At 66.9% G+C, this 20036-nt stretch carries 16 protein-coding genes and 2 pseudogenes; 8 read left to right on the top strand and 10 right to left on the bottom strand.

Annotation, left to right across the window (positions count from 1 at the left end; translation table 11 throughout):
- The 4 genes and pseudogenes from ACT53U_RS19440 to ACT53U_RS19425 form a co-directional block, all read left to right on the top strand.
- Window positions 1-733: pseudogene (locus ACT53U_RS19440) on the top strand (hypothetical protein); the annotation flags it as partial.
- Between the two features lie 96 nt (window positions 734-829).
- Window positions 830-1804 (top strand): replication-relaxation family protein, encoded by a 975-nt coding sequence (locus tag ACT53U_RS19435; protein ID WP_476157582.1) that lies wholly within the window; start codon window positions 830-832, stop codon window positions 1802-1804.
- A gap of 134 nt (window positions 1805-1938) precedes the next feature.
- A complete protein-coding gene (locus tag ACT53U_RS19430; RefSeq protein WP_476157581.1) occupies window positions 1939-2472 on the top strand; it encodes a hypothetical protein in 534 nt (177 codons plus the stop codon).
- 13 nt (window positions 2473-2485) lie between these two features.
- A complete protein-coding gene (locus ACT53U_RS19425; RefSeq protein ID WP_476157580.1) occupies window positions 2486-3673 on the top strand; it encodes a J domain-containing protein in 1188 nt (395 codons plus the stop codon).
- Window positions 3674-4049: 376 nt separating this feature from the next.
- On the opposite strand, the gene ACT53U_RS19420 is transcribed toward ACT53U_RS19425, so the two are convergent.
- Window positions 4050-4565 (bottom strand): hypothetical protein, encoded by a 516-nt coding sequence (locus tag ACT53U_RS19420; RefSeq protein ID WP_476157579.1) that lies wholly within the window; start codon window positions 4563-4565, stop codon window positions 4050-4052.
- Window positions 4566-4620: 55 nt separating this feature from the next.
- Here ACT53U_RS19420 and ACT53U_RS19415 point away from each other — a divergent pair.
- Window positions 4621-4848, top strand: a pseudogene (locus ACT53U_RS19415) (LysR family transcriptional regulator); the annotation flags it as partial.
- A 194-nt stretch (window positions 4849-5042) separates the two neighbouring features.
- Here ACT53U_RS19415 and ACT53U_RS19410 read toward each other — a convergent pair.
- Window positions 5043-6173 carry an L-talarate/galactarate dehydratase gene (locus ACT53U_RS19410; protein WP_476157577.1) on the bottom strand — a complete coding sequence of 377 codons (1131 nt, stop codon included), beginning with the start codon at window positions 6171-6173 and terminating at the stop codon, window positions 5043-5045.
- Window positions 6174-6238: 65 nt separating this feature from the next.
- Window positions 6239-7555, bottom strand: a complete 1317-nt coding sequence (locus ACT53U_RS19405) for an MFS transporter (RefSeq protein WP_476157575.1) — start codon at window positions 7553-7555, stop codon at window positions 6239-6241.
- A 523-nt stretch (window positions 7556-8078) separates the two neighbouring features.
- On the opposite strand from ACT53U_RS19405, the gene ACT53U_RS19400 reads away from it, so the two are divergent.
- Complete coding sequence (locus ACT53U_RS19400; protein ID WP_476157573.1) at window positions 8079-9134, top strand: LacI family DNA-binding transcriptional regulator; 1056 nt, start codon at window positions 8079-8081, stop codon at window positions 9132-9134.
- Between the two features lie 263 nt (window positions 9135-9397).
- On the opposite strand, the gene ACT53U_RS19395 is transcribed toward ACT53U_RS19400, so the two are convergent.
- From ACT53U_RS19395 to ACT53U_RS19365, 7 genes are all read right to left on the bottom strand, one after another.
- Entirely contained in the window at window positions 9398-11092 is a 1695-nt protein-coding gene (locus ACT53U_RS19395; RefSeq protein WP_476157583.1) for an ABC transporter substrate-binding protein, read from the bottom strand.
- A gap of 127 nt (window positions 11093-11219) precedes the next feature.
- On the bottom strand, window positions 11220-11498 hold the full coding sequence (locus ACT53U_RS19390; protein WP_476157572.1) for a DUF2160 domain-containing protein: 279 nt from the start codon (window positions 11496-11498) through the stop codon (window positions 11220-11222).
- Window positions 11499-11506: 8 nt separating this feature from the next.
- A complete protein-coding gene (locus ACT53U_RS19385) occupies window positions 11507-12298 on the bottom strand; it encodes a carbohydrate ABC transporter permease (protein WP_476157570.1) in 792 nt (263 codons plus the stop codon).
- 2 nt (window positions 12299-12300) lie between these two features.
- Window positions 12301-13185 (bottom strand): carbohydrate ABC transporter permease, encoded by an 885-nt coding sequence (locus ACT53U_RS19380; RefSeq protein ID WP_476157569.1) that lies wholly within the window; start codon window positions 13183-13185, stop codon window positions 12301-12303.
- Between the two features lie 3 nt (window positions 13186-13188).
- A complete protein-coding gene (locus tag ACT53U_RS19375; protein ID WP_476157567.1) occupies window positions 13189-14259 on the bottom strand; it encodes an ABC transporter ATP-binding protein in 1071 nt (356 codons plus the stop codon).
- A gap of 10 nt (window positions 14260-14269) precedes the next feature.
- Window positions 14270-15358: an ABC transporter ATP-binding protein gene (locus tag ACT53U_RS19370; RefSeq protein ID WP_476157566.1), complete on the bottom strand. Its 1089-nt coding sequence runs from the start codon at window positions 15356-15358 to the stop codon at window positions 14270-14272.
- Between the two features lie 141 nt (window positions 15359-15499).
- Window positions 15500-17011 carry an FGGY-family carbohydrate kinase gene (locus tag ACT53U_RS19365; RefSeq protein ID WP_476157565.1) on the bottom strand — a complete coding sequence of 504 codons (1512 nt, stop codon included), beginning with the start codon at window positions 17009-17011 and terminating at the stop codon, window positions 15500-15502.
- A 286-nt stretch (window positions 17012-17297) separates the two neighbouring features.
- On the opposite strand from ACT53U_RS19365, the gene ACT53U_RS19360 reads away from it, so the two are divergent.
- Window positions 17298-18989 (top strand): glycerol-3-phosphate dehydrogenase/oxidase, encoded by a 1692-nt coding sequence (locus ACT53U_RS19360; protein WP_476157564.1) that lies wholly within the window; start codon window positions 17298-17300, stop codon window positions 18987-18989.
- Window positions 18986-19783, top strand: a complete 798-nt coding sequence (locus tag ACT53U_RS19355) for a GntR family transcriptional regulator (protein ID WP_476133834.1) — start codon at window positions 18986-18988, stop codon at window positions 19781-19783. The genes ACT53U_RS19360 and ACT53U_RS19355 overlap by 4 nt, the downstream gene beginning before the upstream one ends.
- Window positions 19784-20036: the final 253 nt, after the last annotated feature.

The following is a 20036-nucleotide window of genomic DNA, read 5'->3' as shown; positions in this document are numbered from 1 at the left end:
GCGCACCCCGCCCAACAAGGCAATCCCATCCGCCAGAGCGAACTCAGAACTGGATAAAACTTGGGGGCAACGTCACCCGCGATCGAAGGTCGACTTCTTCACCGAGATCAACACGCCCGGCAAAGTGATCCTGATCAACGCCGAGAAGAGCCTCTTGAAGGACGAGGGCGCGGAACTGTTCGGCCGCTTCTTTCTGGCGCTGATCAACCAAGCCGCGGCGCAGCGGGCGACGTTGCCGGTCGCATCGCGCCTTCCCTGCTACGTCTATGTCGACGAGTGCCACAACTACATTCGCAACGATCCGAAGATTCAGGTCATCCTCGCGGAGGCAAGGCAGCAGAAGATCGCCATGCTGCTCGCGCATCAGTATCTCGGACAGATCGAGGCGCCGGTCTTGCGGGCACTCGCTGCGAACACCAGCATAAAGATGGCGTCGTCACTCGAAGGCGCCGATCGCGCGGCGATGGCGCGCGACATGAACTGCACGCCGGATTTCATCCGCGACCAGAAGGTCGGGTCCTTCGCCTGTTACCTGCGCGGTGTGACGCCCCGCGCGATCGGGCTCACCTTCCCCTTCGATGCGCTCGCCGGCTTCGAGCGGATGACGTCGGCAGAGCGCGCCGTCGTCCGGCAGCGTAACCGCGACCTCTATGCCTCACCGCTGCGCGAAGAGACATCGTCAGGCGCCGGTTCCGCGGCCAGCCCGCGCCGGCCGCGGCGCGATCCTGATTGAAAGCGCCGAAAAATGTGATCGCATGAGCATTCGTCGGCACTACGGCACATCCGAAGCCACTCCCGCTCATCCGTGACGTTTACGTGGTCCCGCACCATGTCGAATATCTGCGCCATGGAACCACTCGCGACACGAAAACGGCGCTCACATCTCAGGCGTGAAGCCCTGGATCGCGGCATACGCGTCACCGACGCCGACATCCGCGACATCTTCGAACCCTTGGCCCGCTACAGCCAACTGACGACCCGCCAGCTCATCGCCTTCGGCTCGCGCCACCCGATCATCACCCGCGCGCGGCTCGGCGAGTTGTGGCACGCAACAGCCGGACAGCTGTCGCACTGGCTGCGACGCCTCGGCGAGGATGTCGTCTTCGCCGATCACCTCGTCGTCGAAGACATGCATGCACTCGGGGTCGAGGCAGAGGTGCTGTTGCAGATCCGCGGGGTGATCCCATCCGAGCCCTGGGTCGCCGCCTGTCGGGTCGGCGGCAACAGCAAAGCACCGTCGCGCATCTATCGGCTCGCTCACGATCACTTGGTCTGCGATCTCATGGTCGACATCGAGATCGGCGCTCGGCGGGCCGGCGCAACGTTCCACACGCACATCGATCTCATGACTGCCGCACCCACCTCGACGCGCGCCGAGAAGCGGCCGATGCGCATTCCCGTGACGCTCGATCGCCGCACCTTCATCGAGCCCGATGCGCTCTTTGCGATCGGCCGTCGCGTCTTCGCCGTCGAAGCCGACCGCGGCACCGAGAGCATCACCAAGGTGATCGTTCCGAAGTTCCTGGCGTACCGCGAAATCGTCGCAGCGGGCGTCATCGACGACTGGTTCGGTATCGACAACCTGACGGTGCTCTTCGTCACACCGAGCGATGCCCGCCTGCGCTCGATGATGACCGCGCTCGCGCGCATCGCCCGCAACGGTCGCAGTGTGATGTTCGGCTTTCGCGCGGAGCCGGGCATGCATGATTTCCTGCGAGCAGCACCTCCGAGCGGGCATCTCTTCACCGCGCCGTGGCGCCGCGTTGGGCACGAGGATCTCGCGCTCGCGGATTTGGCGACCTGATCGAAGACTGTCTCTCACACTCTCGCCCGATGAGCCCTCCGGTTGCAGCACACGCAGTTTTCCGCCTTGCTCGAATGCGAGATCGACTGCATCCTCGGATTGCAATGGAAGGTTTCTCACCGACGGGGGCTCGCATGCGTCAGGTGATCGTCTTCGCGGCTGCGTTGCTGCTGCCTGTCTTGGCCAGTGCCCAGATCATCCAGAACCCAGAGGCCTTGCAGGAGCAGTTGGTGCCGGAGAGCTTCAAGCTCACCGCCTCTGCGATCGCGGAGAAGGTCCCCTACCATCGACTCTGGCGAACCTCGATCACCTATTCGATCGCCAACGACTCGGGGATGAACCTCTACATCGGCATCTCGCAGCAGGGGCTCGCCATCGGGTCCTGCACCGAGGTCGAGTCGACGACCAGCGGCCTGCCCCTGCTGCCGCCCCCGACCGCCATCGCCTATGCCGCGCCGATCGGCGGCGGGGAGCCACGCGGCATCTACGTGCCGAGCGGCGGCAAGGCAGGCGGCACCATCATCATGGCGGAGTGCGAGGCGCCCAATCCCGGCTCGCCGACGGCACAGCTTTCTCTGACGTTGATGCTCGGCAAGAAACCGAGCTTCACCAAGATGTTCACGTATCCCCTGTCGACCGACGCTCCCGTCCGGCAACTGTCCAACTGATACGGGTCGCACCATGCCCGATCCGTATACAGTGCTCGGGGTGGCGCAGGGGGCGAGCCTCGACCAGGTTCGCGCCGCATATCGAAGGGCGTGCAAGACGCGTCACCCCGACATGGGCGGCTCGCACGAGGCTATGGTCGAACTCAACGCGGCCTACGCCTTCGTGCTCGGAGAGCTGAAGCGCCGCCGGCAGAGCGAGCGTGACGACACCGCACGGACATCTCCGCGAGAGGAGGCACATCGCGGCACCGATAGACCAGACACCGATCGCGACATCGACGAAGAACTCGAAAATCTCCGCCGTGCTTCGGAGGACTATGAAGAGCGCATTCGCGCCAAGCGGCAGGAAGCGTGGAACGCCGGTGAGCGGGTGCAGTGGGCCAAGCTCGGGTGGGATGATCTCTTCGCCTACCTGGTACGAACGGCCCGCAGCGGGCTCAAGGGCGTCGCCCTGCTCGTCGCTGCGCTCATGGGGATCGGCTCGCTTCTCGTTGAACTCAATATCGTCAGTCTGCTGATCGTCGCTGGGTCGCTTCTCGGGCTCGCGATCTCCGTCGCCCTCAAGAACGACAAGGGCGGCCTGATGTCGGCGTCGCTCTTGCTGTTCGGCCTGATGACCGTCGTCCTGCCGCCGGTGCGCGCTGCGGTCTTCGCTGCGCCGCTCGCGACGATCGGTGTCCTGATCTGCCTCGCGCTGATCTTCAAGTTCGTGAGCCAAGGCGGCCGGGCCGGAGCGATGACCGGCGGCCTGCTCGCTGCCTATGTGCTCGCCGTCATCGTCGCCGGGGCGATCCAACGGCCGACACGGCAAGCGAACGCGCCAGTCGAGAAGACGGCGAGGTCTCTGCCGTCACCCGTTGCATCCTCGGTGGCACCACCCGCAGCGCCCGATATGACGCCCCAGCCACGGCAACCGGTCGCACCGCCCGAAGAGCGAACCCTCATCGCCTCCGATGGCGCCACGCTGAAGTTCGTGGAAGGCGTGAGCTATCGGCTGAAGGTTCGGACTGAGCGCCAGACGACACTTCGCGCGACGAACGGTCTGGTCCGGTTGGAGCGCAGTGGTGCGAGCACGGCACCGTGCGTCGACATGCTCGAATTCACAGCCGAACCGGGTGACGGCCCCTGGCGCTTCATCGAAGGCGCGATCCGCGCGTGCGAGGCGCAGGCCACTATGGTGGGGATGGTCGGAAACAGATGAACCGGCATATGCTGGCTTGGGCAAAATGCCCGTTCAACACTCGCGAATAATGTACGCGCTCAAGGCGCAGTAACACACTCGTGATCACTGAAATCCGCTAGTACCGAACTCTTTGCATAGCTCGATAATCGACGAAATACGCTCCATAGCGGATCATAGCGACACCGGAAAATTGCCGAATACGGAACCGCACCACTGCACATTGGTGAAGTCGGGTAAAATATTGAGTAATATCTGTTACCCATTCGTTTGTTTTTACAATTAGATCGGCAAGTTAGCTGCGCTATTCGATGCCCTTCCGCGCACCACTTCTCTCTCCGAGATCATCCGATAGCGTCCGAAAGACAACGGTTTGTCGCCGTGTCCTGTATGCGGGTCACCTCGACGTCGGCCGTGATGTCGTGCCCCCACAGAAGTCGAGCATCTCCTGCGTATCCCGGATGCCGCCGATCAGCGAACCGGCCACCGCCTTGCGGCGGAACACCATCGGCATCGAATCCAGCGCCGGCTCCAGCGGTCCGAGACAGCCGACGAGAACGAGCGTGCCGTCGGTCGCCGGCGTCGGGATGTCGGGGTTCACGTCGTCGACATAGGGCACCGTGTCGATGATCGGATCGAACGTGTCGGCGACCGACGCCATCTCGTCGGGATCGGTGGAGATGACGATGCGAGCCGATCGCCTATACCCGCCCGATGATCTCGTGGCCGGAAACCATCGGATAGTTCGAGCGACCCCGGTCGTTCTGGACGTTGTGCAGATCGGAATGGCAGACGCCGCACCGAGGATGTCGATCACCACGTCGTCGGGACGCGGGTCGCGCCGTTCGAGATGCCGAGGGGCCAACGGCGCCTCGGGCGCAGGGGCGGCCCAGCCGAGCACGTTCGGGGTCATGGCTCGTCCTCCGAACGACGATGAAAACGCGGAGCGGGAGCCGCTGCGATGCGCCGCGCCCGATCGGGTCCCGTTGCCCGCGCTCGGGCGCGTCCTGCCGAGCCACCCGGACATCAAGGTGGAACTCACGGTCGACGCCGGCTTCGTCGACATCGTCGCCCGGCGCTACGACGCGGGCGTTCGGCTCGGCGAGCAGGTCGCCAAGGACATGATCGCCGTGCCGATCGGGCCGGAGATGCGGTTGGCGGTGGTGGGCTCGCCGGCCACCTCACGAGTCTCGCCGATCTCTTCGGCTGACTGGCCCACCCGATGGCAACGAGGGGGCGCCGGCCTCTCACGAACGGTCGTCGACTGGGGACGACCCGATGTGGCCGGTCGTCGTCCTGCCGGTTCGAACCGCGTGGTCGTCTCGCCCGTTCTCGGCTCGGGCAACCCTTCGTTCAGAAGGGCCGCCCGAGCCTTCGGTCGTCGTGATCTTCAGGCACGCTTGCCGAATTCGGCGCTCGCGCGGGTCCAGGCGTGGGCCTGCTCGCTCATCGAGACACCGAGACCCGGACGGGTCGGCACGATCATCCGGCCGTTTTCGACCTCGAGCCGCTCGTTGAACAGCGGCTCCAGCCACTCGAAATGCTCGACCCAGGGCTCGCGCTGCATGGCGGCGGCGAGGTGGACGTGGAGTTCCATCGAGAAGTGGGGCGCGATGGTCATGCCGGAGAACTCGGCGAGCGAGGCGACCTTCAGGAAGGGCGTGATGCCGCCGACGCGCGGGCCGTCGGGCATCAGGAAGTCGGCGCCGTTCTGGCGGATGAAGTCCCAGTGCTCGGCGAGCGAGGTCAGCATCTCGCCGGTGGCGATCGGCGTGTCGAGGGCGCTCGCGAGGGCGGCGTGGCCGCTCGCGTCGTAGCAGTCGAGCGGCTCCTCGATCCAGATCAGGTCGTACTGTTCGAAGATCCGGCCCATGCGCATCGCGGTCGGGCGATCCCACTGCTGATTGGCGTCGACCATCAGCGGGAAGGTCGGGCCGAGATGGGCGCGCACCTTCGAGACGCGCTCGATGTCCTTCTGCCAGTCGGGCTGACCGACCTTCAGCTTGATGCCGCCGATGCCCTTCTCGCGCGACGCGTCGGTGTTGACGAGCAGTTCCTCGAGCGGCGTGTGCAGGAAGCCGCCGGAGGTGTTGTAGCAGCGCACGCTGTCGCGCTGGGCGCCGAGGAGCTTGGCCAGCGACAGGCCGGCGCGCTTCGCCTTCATGTCCCACAGCGCCACGTCGAAGGCGCCGATCGCCTGCACCGCGATGCCGGAACGGCCGACCGAGGCGCCGGCCCAGGCGAGCTTGTCCCAGGCCTTGGCGATGTCGTTCGGATCCTCGCCGAGAAGGGCGGGAGCGATCTCGCAGGCATGCGCATACTGGCCGGGGCCGCCGGCGCGCTTGGAATAGGAGAAGCCGAGACCGCGATGGCCCTCGGTCGTCTCGATCTCGCAGAACAGGATGGCGATCTCGGTCATCGGCTTCTGCCGGCCGGTCAGCACCTTGGCGTCGCTGATCGGGTTCTTCAGCGGCAGATAGGTCGAGTGGAGCTTGATCCAGGAGATGGTTTCGGTGGTCATGGGAGTGGTCCGATGAAGGTGGGGGACCGGGCGGCGGCCGCCGCCGCCCGTCGGAGGTGGTCGGGTCAGCCCTGTGCCGTCTCGCCGAGTTCGAGCCGCTTCAGCGGTCCGACGACGACGAGATAGGAGACGGCGCCGACGAGGGCGAGCACGCCGACATAGACGAGGGCGAGGTCGAACGAGCCCATCTCCTTGACGATCCAGCCGATCATGATCGGCGTGACGATCGAGGCGAGGTTGCCGCACAGATTGAAGATGCCGCCGGAGATGCCCATGATCTCCTTGGGCGAGACGTCGCCGACGATGCACCAGCCGAGATTGCCGATGCCCTTGGCGAAGAAGGCGACGCTCATCACCACGATCACCAGCGTGGTCGAATCGACCCAGTTGGCGGCGACGATCGACGAGGAGAACAGCAGCCCGGTGATGATCGGCAGCTTGCGGGCGAGCGTCAGCGAGCACCCGCGGCGCAGCAGCCAGTCCGACCAGACGCCGCCGGTCAGACCGCCGACGAAGCCGGCGATGGCGGGGATGGCGGCGACCAGGCCGACCTTGAGGATCGACATGCCCTTGGCCTCGATCAGATAGGTCGGGAACCAGGTCAGGAAGAACCAGGTGATGGTGGTCAGGCAGAACTGGCCGATGTAGATGCCGATCAACATACGGTTGGAGATCAGCGCCTTGACGTCGGCCCAGCGGACCGGGGCTTTCTTCTCGCCCATGGTCGGCAGACCGCCGCCGGCCTCGATGTAGTCGAGTTCGGCCTGGTTGACGCCGGGATGCTGGCGCGGCTCGCGCACCCACTTCAGCCAGAACAGGCCGATCACCACGCCGAGCGCGCCGGTCCAGTAGAAGATGAAGTGCCAACCGTGGGCGGCGAGCGTCCAGGTCATCAGCGGCGTGAAGGCGGCGAGCGCGAAATACTGCGCCGACTGGAAGATCGACGTCGCGAAGGCCCGTTCGTGGTTGGGGAACCACATCACCGTCAGGCGGCTGTTGGCCGGAAACGCCGGGGATTCGGCGATGCCCATCAGGAAGCGCAGGGCGAAGAGTGCCGCGAAGGACCATGTGACCAGCCCGACGAAGCCCTGCATGAAGGTGAAGATCGACCAGACGATCAGGCCGACGCCGTAGACGATGCGGGCGCCGTACTTGTCGAGCACCCAGCCGCCGGGGATCTGCATCGAAGTGTAGGCCCAGCCGAAGGCGGAGAAGGCGAGGCCCATCGACACCGCGTCGAAGCCCAGTTCCTTGCGCATCGCCGGTGCGGCGATCGAAAGGGTGGCGCGGTCGACGTAGTTGAAGGTCGTGACGATGAAGATCAGGAAGAGAATCACGTAGCGCGCGTTGGTGCGACCCACCGCTCGTATGGTCTCGGTCATTGTGGCCTCCCTCGAAGCCGGTCGCCGGCTCTTTCGGCGCGACGAACCCTGTTTCCGGTCACGCGACGTGCCGGATTCGTTTGTCTCTGGTTCTTGAAACCGACGCCGCCCGCGATCCCGCGAGGGCACCGATCGACGCGCGACCCCACCACGGCCGAGAACCGACGTCCTCGCCCGCGAACCGGCGCGACGGCGCCGGAGATCTCGCGACACGGAGAATGCTAGCGCTTGCATTTTGTGCTGTCGAGCGGTTTCCGGGCGGATTCCGCGCGCGCCGCGGCCGATCGGCGACAAGTGCCTGATTTCGATCGATATGGCCATTTCGTCGCAGAAATTCACGCCGTATCGACATGTGTCCGGACCGTTTCGAGGCCACCTCGGCGCGCCATCCTTCCGAGCGCATCCGTCTGGCGTCTCATACAAGTGCTTGCATAGGCGGGCGCGTCGGGGCGTCGCTGCCCGGGGTGCTTGCGGAGAGACGGCGAAGACGGCTAGGACAGACCGGACAGATCGGGATCGTCGCATGTCGCAGTCGTCGGAACCGCCGGCCGGAAAGAACGTCGTGTCGCCGTCGAAGGAGGCGATCGGCGTCGAGGGCGCGACCCTCGACGACGTCGCGCGGCTGGTCGGCGTCCACCCGGCGACGGTGTCGCGAGCGATCAACCGGCCCGACATGGTGTCGCCGAAGACGCTCGAGAAGGTCCGCGCCGCGATCGAGCAGATCGGCTACGTCCCCAATCTGCTGGCCGGCGGGCTCGCCTCGAACCGCAGCCGGCTGGTGGCCGCGATCGTGCCGAGCATCGGCACGGCGATGTTCGCCGAGGCGATCGAAACCCTGACCGACCGGCTGCGCGAGGCGGGCTACGAGGTTCTCCTCGGCCTGACCGGCTTCGATCGGCCGCACGAGGAGGAACTGGTCGCGGCGATCCTCGGCCGCCGGCCGGACGCCGTGGTCCTGACGGGCATCGATCACTCCGCCAGGGTCCGCCGTCAGTTGCTCACCGCGCGGATCCCGGTGGTGGAGTGCTGGGACCTCACGCCGTCGCCGATCGACATCGTCATCGGCTTCAGCCATGAGAAGGCCGGACGGGCGGCGGCGCTGCATCTCCTCGGCCGCGGCCATGACGATCTCGCCGTGATCGCCGCCTCGGACACCCGAGCGCTCCGGCGGCGCGCCGGCTTCCTCGAGGCGCTCGACGAGCGCGGCATCGCCCCGCGTGCGGTCGAGACCACCGACACGCCCGGCAGCCATCGCCTCGGCCGCGAGGCCTTCGCCGCACTCGCCGACGGCGGTCGCCTGCCGAAGGCCCTGTTCTGCACCTCCGACCCCCTCGCTCAAGGCGCGATCACCGAGGCTCTGGTCCGTGGTCTTCGGGTTCCGGAAGACGTTGCGATCGTGGGCTTCGGCGACTTCCCGAACAGCTCGACGATCTCGCCGTCGCTCACCTCGATCTTCTTCGATCGCCACCGGATCGGCACGGCGGCGGCGGAGGCGATCCTGCGCGAGTTGGACGGCGACCCGCTCGGCGAGCGGGTGATCGACATCGGCTTCCGCGTCGTCGAACGCGAGAGTGCCTGAAACGCTCTCTCGCAGCCGGCCCTGCGCCTCCGGAGCGTCCGCCTTCGGCGCAATGCGGTCCGTGACGCGAACGACCGAGCCTTCGTCAATGACGATTGCCGTCTAACATACTATGTTCAAACGGCAATTCGACATTTTAGGCAATCCTTGGGGGGCGTGTTCGCCGAAGAATCCCTCACACCGGCCGACGTACCTCGTCCCGGAGGACGCCGCGGCGCGCGCGGCGGTCCCCCGGGACGAGACGTCTCGACGGGTGAGAGCGATCAGCCCTTCTTCGGCGGGTTGGCCGGCCAGGACTTGATCAGCGTGTCGTAGTCGACGGTCTCCGGCTTCGGCCGCTCGTTGGCGAGCTTGCGCTGCGGGGCGATGTTGCCGTCCTTCTCCGACTTGGAGAACCAGTACTCGGCGCTCTGCTTCTTGTTCATCTTCGGACCGCAGGCGCCCTGCACGCCCGACTTCTCGAGACGCTCCAGCACCGAATCCTGTGCGGTCGCGAGCGCATCCATCGCCTGCTGCGGCGTCTTGGCGCCCGAGGAGGCGTCGCCGATGTTCTGCCACCACAGCTGCGACAGCTTGGCGTAGTCCGGCACGTTGACGCCGGTCGGGGTCCACTGCACGCGGGCCGGCGAGCGGTAGAACTCGATCAGACCGCCGAGCTTCGGCGCCCGTTCGGTGAAGGACTTGTCCCAGATGTCCGATTCACGGATGAAGGTCAGGCCGACGTGGCTCTTCTTGAGGCTGACGACCTTCGACACGATGAACTGCTGGTAGAGCCAGGCGGCCTTGCGTCGCTCGACCGGGGTCGACTTGAGAAGCGTCAACGAGCCGACGTCCTGATAGCCGAGCTTCATGCCTTCCTTCCAGTAGGCACCATGGGGCGAGGGCGCCATGCGCCACTTCGGCGTGCCGTCGGCGTTCACCACCGGGCCGGGCTTGACCATGTCGGCGGTGAAGGCGGTGTACCAGAACATCTGCTGGGCGACGTTGCCCTGGGCCGGGATCAGCGCCGAGTCGTAGAAGGTCATGCCGGCCGCCTGGGGCGGGGCGTATTTCTTCAGCCATTCGAGATACTTGGTGACGGCATAGACGGAGGCCGGACCGTTGGTGTCGCCGCCGCGTTCGACCGAAGAGCCGACCGGGTTGCAGCCTTCCATGCGGATGCCCCACTCGTCGACCGGGCGACCGTTGGGCAGGCCCTTGTCGCCGTTGCCGGCCATCGACAGCCAGGCGTCGGTGAAGCGCCAGCCCAGCGACGGGTCCTTCTTGCCGTAGTCCATGTGGCCATAGACCTTGACGCCGTCGATCTCCTTGATGTCGTTGGTGAAGAACTCGGCGATGTCCTCATAGGCCGACCAGTTGACCGGCACGCCGAGCTCGTAGCCGTACTTGGCCTTGAACTTCGCCTTGATGTCGGGGCGGGTGAACCAGTCGTAACGGAACCAGTAGAGGTTGGCGAACTGCTGGTCGGGCAGCTGATAGAGCTTGCCGTCGATCCACGAGGTGAAGGACTTGCCGATGAAGTCGTTCAGATCGAGCATCGGATCGGTGACGTCCTTGGCCTCGCCCGCCATCCAATCGGTCAGGTTGACCGTCTGGTTGTAGCGCGGATGGGTGCCGATGAAGTCCGAGTCGTTGATCCAGCCGTCGTAGACCGACTTGCCCGACTGCAGCGCCGTCTGCAGCTTCTCGACGAGATCGCCCTCCTGGATGATGTCGTGCTTCACCTTGATGCCGGTGATCTCCTCGAAGGCCTTGGTCAGCACCTTCGATTCGTAGTCGTGCGTCGTCAGCGATTCCGAGACGATCGAGATCTCCATGCCCTTGAAGGGCTTGGCGGCGTCGGCGAACCACTTCAGCTCCTTCAGCTGCTCGTCCTTGGAGAGCGTCGAAGGTTGGAACTCGGTGTCCACCCACTTGGCGGCCGCCGCCTCGTCGGCGCGCGCCGCGTGGGCGGACATGGCGATCGCGAGCGTCGCCAATGAAATGCCGAATGCTCTCTTCATGGTCGTTTCCTCAGCTTTCGCGCCCTGTTCTTGTCGACGAGCCGGCTTCGGACGCATTCCGCCGGCTGCTGGTCTCGACGTCTCAGACGCGGCGGAACACCGCCGTCGCCCAGACGAGAGAGAGGCCGGTCGCCCAGACGAGGTCGCTCCCGGTCAGGGCGAGCCAGGCGAGATGGATGAAGGCGGCGCCGAGCAGCGAGACGAACAGGCGGTCGCCCCGTGTCGTCGGGAAGCCGAGCACGCCGACGCGTTCGATCTCGGGCGCGCGGACCGCGAGCACGGTCATCACGGCGAGCGTCGCGGCGATCACGGCGAAGAACAGACCCGTCTGCCAGGTCCAGGCCATCCATGCGGTGTCCATGGCAAACCTCACACGCGGCCGAGGGCGAAGCCCTTGGCGATATGATTGCGGACGAACCAGATCACGAGCGCCCCGGGGATCAGGGTGAGCGCGCCGGCGGCGGCGAGCAGGCCCCAGTCGATGCCGGAGGCCGACACCGAGCGGGTCATGATCGAGGAGATGGCTCTGCTGTTGGTCAGCGTGCGGGCGAGCAGCAGCTCGACCCACGAGAACATGAAGCAGAAGAAGGCGGCGACGCCGATGCCGTTGGCGATCAGCGGCAGGAAGATCTTTCCGAAGAACTTCGGGAAGGAATAGCCGTCGATCCGCGCCGTCTCGTCGATCTCGCGCGGCACGCCCGAGATGAAGCCCTCGAGGATCCACACCGCCAGCGGCACGTTGAAGATGCAGTGGGCGAGCGCCACGGCCCACACACTGTCGAAGAGCCCGACCGACGAATAGAGATTGAAGTAGGGCAGCGCAAAGACCGCCGGCGGCGCCATCCGGTTGGTGAGCAGCCAGAAGAACAGGTGCTTGTCGCCGACGAAGCGCCAGCGCGAGAAGGCATAGGCCGCCGGCAGGGCGACGGAGATCGACAGGATCGTGTTCAGCCCGACGTAGCCGAGCGAGAAGGCGAAGCCGTCGATCCATTCCGGCGAGGTGAAGATCACCGCGTAGTTCTTCAGCGTCGGCAGCGTCGGCCAGAGCGTCATCGAGGTGGAGATCTCGACGTTGCCCTTGAAGGACAGGTTGATCAGCCAATAGATCGGCATCATCAGGCAGAAGAGGTAGGAATAGAAGATGAGGCGACGGAGGTTCATGGTCAGGCCTCCCGGCTGTCTCTGGCGACGATCGCGGTGTAGAACACCCAGCTGACCGTCAGGACGATGAGCGTGTAGACGATCGACATCGCAGCCGCCTTGCCGAGGTCGAACTGACCGAGCGCGATCTTGACGAGGTCGATGGAGAGCACGGTCGTGGAGTTGCCCGGCCCGCCGCCGGTGACCACGAAGGGCTCGGTGTAGATCATGAAACTGTCCATGAAGCGCAGCAGCACGCCGATCAGCAGCACGCGGCCGAGCTTGGGCAGTTCGATGCGGCGGAACACGTCGAGCCGCGAGGCGCCGTCGATGCGGGCGGCCTGGTAATAGGCGTCGGGGATCGACTTCAGCCCGGCGAAGCACAGGAGCCCGACGAGGCTCGTCCAGTGCCAGACGTCCATCACCACCAGCACCACCCAGGCGTCGACGACGTTGCTGGTCGGGTTGAAGTCGAGACCGACGGCATTCAGCAGCCAGCCGAAGAGACCGATGTCGGCGCGGGTGTAGAGCAGCCAGATCATGCCGACGACGTTCCACGGCACGAGCAGTGGCAGCGCCATCAGGACCAGCGCGAAGGCGAGGCTGGTGCCGGTGCGCGGCATGCACAGCGCGACCAGGATGCCGAGCGGCACCTCGATGGCGAGGATCGTCGCCGAGAAGGCAGTGGAACGCCCCAGCGCTTCCCAGAAACGGCCGCCGAGTTCGCTCGACGGGTCGAGCAGCTCGGAGTACCAGGCGGTGCCGTTCCAGAAGAACTGGTTGTTGCCGAACGTGTCCTGGAACGAGTAGTTCACCACCGTCATCAGCGGCAGAACCGCGTTGAAGGCGACCAGCAGGAACACCGGCAGGACGAAGAACCAGGCTCGGTTGTCGAAGGATTTGGTCATCTCTCACCCCACCCGCCGGCTGTCGGCATAGACGTGGATCTGTGCGGGATCGAAGGCGATCCGGGCCTCGGGACCGGCCGGAATCTCGCCGTCGGGTACCAGGACCGAGAGCTTTCGCCCCTCGAAGAGGACGCGCGCGTAGCGGACGCGGCCGAGGTCGTCGATCCGCTCGATCGTCGCCGGATGACCCGTCGCGCGGGTGAGCCGGACGTGTTCGGGACGGATGCCGATCTCGATGCGGTCGCCCTGCGGCGGTCGGGAAAGGCCGCGCGCGAGCGAAACCGCGCAACCCCCCACGTGGGCGACGGCGCCTTCGACGCGGGCGGGCAGGATGTTCATGCCGGGCGAGCCGATGAAGTGGCCGACGAACGTGTGTTCCGGCCGGTCGTAGAGCTCGTCCGGGCGGCCCGATTGGACGATGGCGCCGTCGTGCATGACCACCACCGTGTCGGCGAAGGTCAGCGCCTCGGTCTGGTCGTGGGTGACGTAGATCATCGTGATGTCGAGGCGGCGATGCAGCGCCTTGAGCTTCGAACGCAGCTCCCACTTCAGCGCCGGATCGATCACCGTCAGCGGCTCGTCGAAGAGGATGGCCGCGACGTCGGGCCGTACGAGACCGCGTCCGAGCGAGATCTTCTGCTTGGCGTCGGCGCCGAGCCCGCGGGCGCGCTGGCCGAGATCGTCGCCGAGATCGAGGAGCCCGGCGATCTCGCGCACCCGCTCGTCGACCAGCCCCGGCGCGAGCCCACGATTGCGCAAGGGGAAGGCGAGGTTCTCGTAGACGGTCATCGTGTCGTAGACGACCGGGAACTGGAACACCTGGGCGATGTTGCGCTTCTCGGTCGGCAGCCGCGTCACGTCGGTCCCGTCGAAACGGACGGCACCGTGCGACGGCGTGACGAGACCCGAGATGATGTTGAGCAGCGTGGTCTTGCCGCAGCCCGACGGCCCGAGCAGCGCATAGGCGCCGCCCTGGCGCCAGACCGTGTTCATCGGCTTCAGCGCGTAGTCGGAGGGCTGCTGCGGGTTCGGCCCGTAGGCATGGGCGAGGTCGGCGAGTTCGATGCGGGCCATGGTCGACCTCTCACGCGGACGGACGGGCGCCGGGGGCGGACACCACACGGCCGTCGGGGCTGAAGACGAAGAGACGGGCGGGATCGACGTGGATCGCGATCGGCGCGCCGGGGGCGATCTCGTGGACGCCGGGCGTCAGCGCCACCCAGCGCAGGGGGCCGGTGTGGACGTGGACGTAGCTCTCCGAGCCGGTGATCTCGGTGACGTCGACGGTGCCGACGAGTTCGATCGTCTCGACCTCGCCCGGCGCCAGCCGCAGGTCGTGGGCGCGGATGCCGACGACATAGTCGCCGTCCGGCAGAGCGCCGAGCGGTCCGAGCGCCGACGCCTCCGCCCCCGAGGGCAGACGCACCGCGTCGCCGTGTTTGGTGATCGCCATGGCGTTCATCGGCGGATCGGAGAAGGTCTGCGCGGCGGCGAGCGAGGCCGGCCGGCGATAGGTTTCGGCGGCGGGTCCGTGTTGCAGGATGCGCCCCTCGCCGAGGCAGATCGTGTTGCCGCCGAGCAGCAGCGCCTCCGCCGGCTCGGTCGTGGCATAGACGAAGATCGCCCCCGTCTCGGCGAAGATCCGCGGCAGTTCCTCGCGCAGCTCTTCGCGCAGCTTGTAGTCGAGGTTGGCGAGCGGCTCGTCGAGCAGGACGAGATCGGCACCGCGCACCACCGCCCGGGCGATGGCGCAGCGCTGCTGTTGACCGCCCGAGAGCTTCAACGGCGTCTTGTCGAGATGAGCCTCGAGCTTGAGGAGCCGCGCGGCGGCCCGCACCTCGGCATCGATCCGGTCCGCCGCCACCTTCTGCACCCGCAGCGGCGAGGCGATGTTCTCGTAGACGCTCAGGCTCGGGTAGTTGATGAACTGCTGGTAGACCATGGCGACCGAACGCCGTTCGACCGGCTGGCCGGTGACGTCGCGCCCGTCGGCGAGAACCCGGCCCTCGGTCGGCCGATCGAGCCCCGCCATCACCCGCATCAGCGAGGTCTTGCCCGAGCGCGTCGGTCCGAGGAGGACGTTCACCGTCCCTCGCTCCAGCGAGAGATCGATGTCCCGGAGGTGCCACTCGCCTCCGGATGCTAGTGAAATGCCTTGGAGCGACAACGACATGTGCGCCTCGATCGGGTTCCGTCGGTGCATGGGGTCGGGTTCCCGCGATCGGTCGGATCGCGGGTCGACATGGCAAAAGGGTCCTCCGCACGCGGAAGCGGGTTCCGCGCGGCGTCGTGACGGGGTGTGGAAGGGGCGGCCTCAGCCGGCGGCCCAGTCCCTCGCGAGCGCCCGGGTGAGCGCCTGGAAGCGAGCGAATTTCGGCGCGTGCGCGGCATGGCGCGCGGCCGAGGGCTCGCAACGGCGGCGCACGCGGACCATGCGGGCGATCGCCGTCTCGAAATCGGGATGGGCGCCGATCGCCACCGCGGAAGCGATGGCGACGCCGCGGGCGCCGAGCTCGGTACCGTCGGTCACCTCGATCGGCAGGCCGAGCACGTCGGCGAACATCTGCGTCCAGATCTCCGAACGCGACGCACCGCCCGCCAGTCGGATCGACGTCGGCTTCGCCGCGTCGTACCCCGAGAGCAGCCGTTCGATGTCGACCCGGTGGGCATAGGCGATGCCCTCGAAGACCGCGCGCAGCACGTCGCCGAGCCGGTCGGAGCGCTTGACGCCGAGAAGGCCCGCCGGCGCGCCGCCGGGGCCGCCGAAGAGATAGGGGAAGAAGACGATGTCGTTGTCGCGGTCGAGCGCCTCGCAGACGTAGTCGTTGCAGACGTCGTAGACCGAGAGCCCGGCCGAGACCGCGCGATGAGCCTCGCCGTCGAGGATCTCGCGGCAGAACCATTCGAAATTCGACGCCGAGGTCGCCGCCCCTTCCGTCGCCAGGATCTGGTCGCCGACCGGATAGGGCATCTGCAGGAAGGGCACGACCGACAGGCGCGGCGCCTGGTGCAGCGTCGAATTGATCGAGAAGGTGCCGGCGATCATCGACAGCCGATCGGGGCCGACGACGCCGGAGGCGAGCGCGGCGGCCGCGACGTCGACGACGCCGCGCACCACGGGCGTCCCCTCCTTGAGGCCGGTCTGGAGCGCCGCCGCGGCGGTGACGCGGCCGACCACCTCGGCCGAGGGGCCGATCTCCGGCATCCGCTCGAGCCATTCGGGAATGCCGAGGTCGGCGAAGATCTCGCGGGAATAGGTGCCGGTCGCGACGTCGATCGCCCCGGCGATGCCGGCGTCGGTCGGATCGGTCGAGAAGTCGCCGCAGAGCCGACCGCGCAGGAAGTCCTTGCAGAAGAGGACGCGGCGGGTGCGGGCGACGACCTCGGGCTCGTAGCGGGAGAACCAGGCCATCAGCGCGATCGCCTGACCCGGCCAGATGCGCTGCTGGATGCGCCGGGCGGAGACGCCGGCGCGGCCGTTGCCTTCCCATTCGGCGACGAGGCCGGCGGCACGGCTGTCGGTCGAGACGACGCCCGGACGCACCGGATCACCGTTCTCGTCGGTCAGATAGATGCCGCTGCCGTAGCCCGAGCAGGACACCGCGACCACGTCGTCGGGCGAGGTTCCGGTCGCCTCGAGCACCGAGGCGATGGATTCGCAGGCCGCCCGCCACATGCGTTCGGGGTCGCGCTCGGTGTGGCCGGGCGCCGGAAACAACATCTGGTTCGGACGGCGCTCGCAGGCGAGTTCCCGCCCGTCGAGATCGAAGAGCGCCGCCTTCGTCATCGTCCCGCCGGCATCGATGCCGATCAGACGCTCCCTCATGGCTTTCCTCCTGGCCGGACATTGCCGGCCGATCATTCGTTTGCGTGTTCAACACGTCATTACATGTTGGATCATATCGAGAGCGATCGACGCGTCAATGCCCCTTTGGTGCTTTTTTCAAACGATGAGATCCGGCGAAATTTGTCGATCGTCTCCCATTGACAGCTCAGACAGGGTGTGATGCCCTTGAACTTGTAATAACGAGATCGGAGCATCCATCGCCACCTCGCAGGCGGGAAGCCTTCGCCCACCGATCCCACGCCAACCGCTTCGACCGGAGCTCTCGATGCCGTCCCGCGATTCCATCCTCGACGTCCTGCGTTCCGGAAGAAGCCCCGAGGTCCTGATCATCGGCGCCGGGATCAACGGCATCGGCACGTTCCGCGATCTCGCCTTCCAGGGCGTTCCCGCCCTGATGGTCGACCGCGGCGACGTCTGTTCGGCGACGAGCTCGGCCTCCTCGCGTCTGATCCACGGCGGCCTGCGCTACCTCGAGATCGGCGAATTCGCCCTGGTGCGCGAGTCGGTCGAGGAGCGCAATCGCCTCCTTCTCGACGCGCCCCATCTCGTCCGCCCGATTCGTGTCCGCATCCCGATGCGCGATCTGATGAGCGGCCTCTTCGCCTCGGCCGGCCGTTTCCTCGGCCTGGTGCGCTCGCCCGGACCGAAGGGCGCGCTCGTCGTGGCGCTCGGGCTGATGGTCTACGACCTCTTCGGCCGCCGCGACCGCACCATGCCGCTCCACCGCATGGTGCCGAAGCGCGAATTCCGCCGGACGATGCGCGGCCTCGATCCGTCGATCCGCTACATGGGCGAATACCACGACGCCCGCCTCGTCGCCCCCGAACGGCTCGGCTACGAGCTTCTCGCGCAAGCCGAGGCGGTCTGCCCCGACGCGATGGCGGCGACCTACGTCGCGGTCGCCGGACGACGCGGCGACGCCGTCGTGCTGACGGACGCCGAGAGCGGCGAGTGCTTCACCGTCCACCCCCGCGTCGTCGTCAACTGCGCCGGCGCCCGCGTCGACGAGGTCGACCTCGACCTCGGCATCCGCGAGAGGCTGATCGGCGGCACCAAGGGCTCGCATCTGGTCTTGCGCCACCGCGCCTTCGTCGAGGCGCTCGACGGCTGCATGCTCTATTTCGAGACCCCGGACCACCGCATCTGCCTCGCCTACCCGCTCGACGGCGACCACGTCCTGCTCGGTACCACCGATCTGCGCACCGACGATCCCGGCGACGTGGTCTGTTCGCCCGCCGAAATCGACTATCTCTTCGGCGTGATGAAGGAGGTGATGCCCGGTCTCGACCTCGACGTCGCCCAGATCGTCCACACCTACGCCGGCGTCCGCCCGTTGCCGGCGAGCGACGGCGTCGCCGGCGCGATCAGCCGCGATCATTCGATCCGCGTCTTCGAGCCCGAGGGCGACCGACCCTTCCCGGTCCTGTCGCTGGTCGGCGGCAAGTGGACGACCTTCCGTGCCTGCGGCGAGGAGATCGCCGACGCGGTGCTGAAGATCCTCGACCGCCCGCGCCGGTGCTCCACCGCCGGCGTGCCGATCGGCGGCGGTGCCGACTGGCCTGCCGACGTCGGCTCCCATGTGGCGGCGACCGCGGCGCGTTTCCGCATCCCCCTGGCCCGCGCGGCGATCCTCTTCGACCGCTACGGCACCGGCATGACGGCGATGCTCGCGCATTTTGCCGGCGAAACCGAAATTCCCCTCGTCCACCTGCCCGATCACTCGCGCCAGGAGATCGCCTTTCTGGCGAAGAACGAGCGCGTCGTGCATCTTGTCGACATCGTGCTGCGGCGAACCCTCGTCGCCCTGCACGGTCGAGCGACGTCGGACGCCCTCGCCGAACTCGCCGACGTCGTCGGCACCGCCCTCGGGTGGTCGCCGGAGCGTCGCGCGGAGGAGGCGCAGGCGGCCGCCGACGTCCTCGGCGACAACCACGACGTTCAGGGACGCCCGAGATGACAGAGACCCGCCGCCGCGCATCGCGTTCGAGCCCCGATCTCCTCGCCAGCCTCAAGCCGCTCGCCCCCCGCGAGGCCGGTTCGGGCCTGCCCCTGTGGTCGCAGCTCAAGACGGCGATTCAGACCATGATCGTCACCGAGCAACTCGGCGAGAATGCCCGCCTGCCGTCGGAATCCGAGCTCTGCGATCTCTTCGGCGTGTCGCGGACGGTGGTGCGCGAAGCGCTCAACCAACTCGTCTACGAGCGCGTCATCTACAAGCTGCAGGGCAAGGGCGCCTTCGTCGCCGGCAAGCGCGACGACCAGGGCTTCCTCGGCTCCAACATCGGCTTCTCCGGCGAACTGCATCACACCGACCACGCCATCAGCCGCACCATCCTGCGGCAGGAACTGTCGAAGCCGACCGAGCGGGCGCGCGAGATGCTGAACCTCGCCTCGCCCGACGAGCCGGTGGTGGCGCTCGATCGCGTACTGGCGGTCGACGGCGTGCCGCGCATCCTCGTCCTGACCTACGTCGTGTCGCGGCTGGCGCCCGGCTTCGAACAGGTGCCGATGCACAACCGCTCGCTCTACGAGACGCTGGCGCGGCGCTACGGCATCACCATGCGGCGGGCGGAACGCTGGCTCGAGGCCGCCTCCGCCACCGCCGAACAGGCCAAGTTGCTCGGCATCCCCAAGGGGGCGCCGGTCATCGCGATCGAGTCGATCTCCTACATGCAGACCGACGAACCGATCGAGTACTACACCGCCGTCTACAGGACGGATCACGCCCGGCTGCATTTCATCGTGAGCTGACGGCGTCGGCGCCGAGCTTCCTCGGCCCGCCCCGTCCCTCGCAAAACGAAGCCGCCGGGCATCGAACAGGCGATCACGATCGCTTCCTCCCCGTCGCATCGGCCCGACCGGCCGGTTCGGCGAAGGGCGGAGCGCGTCCGAAGGAAACCGAAGGGCGAAACGCCCGGACTTTCGAGGAAGGAGACTACCGATGGCCCACATGGGAGACCTGGTTGCGGAGATGCTGGCGCGCTACGGCGTCGAGCTGGTGTTC

The sequence above is a fragment of the Pinisolibacter sp. DMC19 genome (assembly GCF_056313985.1).
Note: the sequence above shows the minus strand (reverse complement) of the source record. Positions and strands in the feature narration are given on the sequence as shown.

What these genes read in the sequence shown, in the direction of transcription:
- ACT53U_RS19425 (WP_476157580.1), top strand. Translation starts at nt 2,486, where the DNA reads ATGCCCGATCCGTATACAGTGCTCGGGGTGGCGCAGGGGGCGAGCCTC.
- ACT53U_RS19405 (WP_476157575.1), bottom strand. Translation starts at nt 7,555, where the DNA reads ATGACCGAGACCATACGAGCGGTGGGTCGCACCAACGCGCGCTACGTG.
- ACT53U_RS19435 (WP_476157582.1), top strand. Translation starts at nt 830, where the DNA reads ATGTCGAATATCTGCGCCATGGAACCACTCGCGACACGAAAACGGCGC.
- ACT53U_RS19400 (WP_476157573.1), top strand. Translation starts at nt 8,079, where the DNA reads ATGTCGCAGTCGTCGGAACCGCCGGCCGGAAAGAACGTCGTGTCGCCG.
- ACT53U_RS19365 (WP_476157565.1), bottom strand. Translation starts at nt 17,011, where the DNA reads ATGAGGGAGCGTCTGATCGGCATCGATGCCGGCGGGACGATGACGAAG.
- ACT53U_RS19430 (WP_476157581.1), top strand. Translation starts at nt 1,939, where the DNA reads ATGCGTCAGGTGATCGTCTTCGCGGCTGCGTTGCTGCTGCCTGTCTTG.
- ACT53U_RS19380 (WP_476157569.1), bottom strand. Translation starts at nt 13,185, where the DNA reads ATGACCAAATCCTTCGACAACCGAGCCTGGTTCTTCGTCCTGCCGGTG.
- ACT53U_RS19375 (WP_476157567.1), bottom strand. Translation starts at nt 14,259, where the DNA reads ATGGCCCGCATCGAACTCGCCGACCTCGCCCATGCCTACGGGCCGAAC.
- ACT53U_RS19355 (WP_476133834.1), top strand. Translation starts at nt 18,986, where the DNA reads ATGACAGAGACCCGCCGCCGCGCATCGCGTTCGAGCCCCGATCTCCTC.
- ACT53U_RS19410 (WP_476157577.1), bottom strand. Translation starts at nt 6,173, where the DNA reads ATGACCACCGAAACCATCTCCTGGATCAAGCTCCACTCGACCTATCTG.
- ACT53U_RS19390 (WP_476157572.1), bottom strand. Translation starts at nt 11,498, where the DNA reads ATGGACACCGCATGGATGGCCTGGACCTGGCAGACGGGTCTGTTCTTC.
- ACT53U_RS19395 (WP_476157583.1), bottom strand. Translation starts at nt 11,092, where the DNA reads ATGTCCGCCCACGCGGCGCGCGCCGACGAGGCGGCGGCCGCCAAGTGG.
- ACT53U_RS19370 (WP_476157566.1), bottom strand. Translation starts at nt 15,358, where the DNA reads ATGTCGTTGTCGCTCCAAGGCATTTCACTAGCATCCGGAGGCGAGTGG.
- ACT53U_RS19420 (WP_476157579.1), bottom strand. Translation starts at nt 4,565, where the DNA reads ATGACCCCGAACGTGCTCGGCTGGGCCGCCCCTGCGCCCGAGGCGCCG.
- ACT53U_RS19385 (WP_476157570.1), bottom strand. Translation starts at nt 12,298, where the DNA reads ATGAACCTCCGTCGCCTCATCTTCTATTCCTACCTCTTCTGCCTGATG.
- ACT53U_RS19360 (WP_476157564.1), top strand. Translation starts at nt 17,298, where the DNA reads ATGCCGTCCCGCGATTCCATCCTCGACGTCCTGCGTTCCGGAAGAAGC.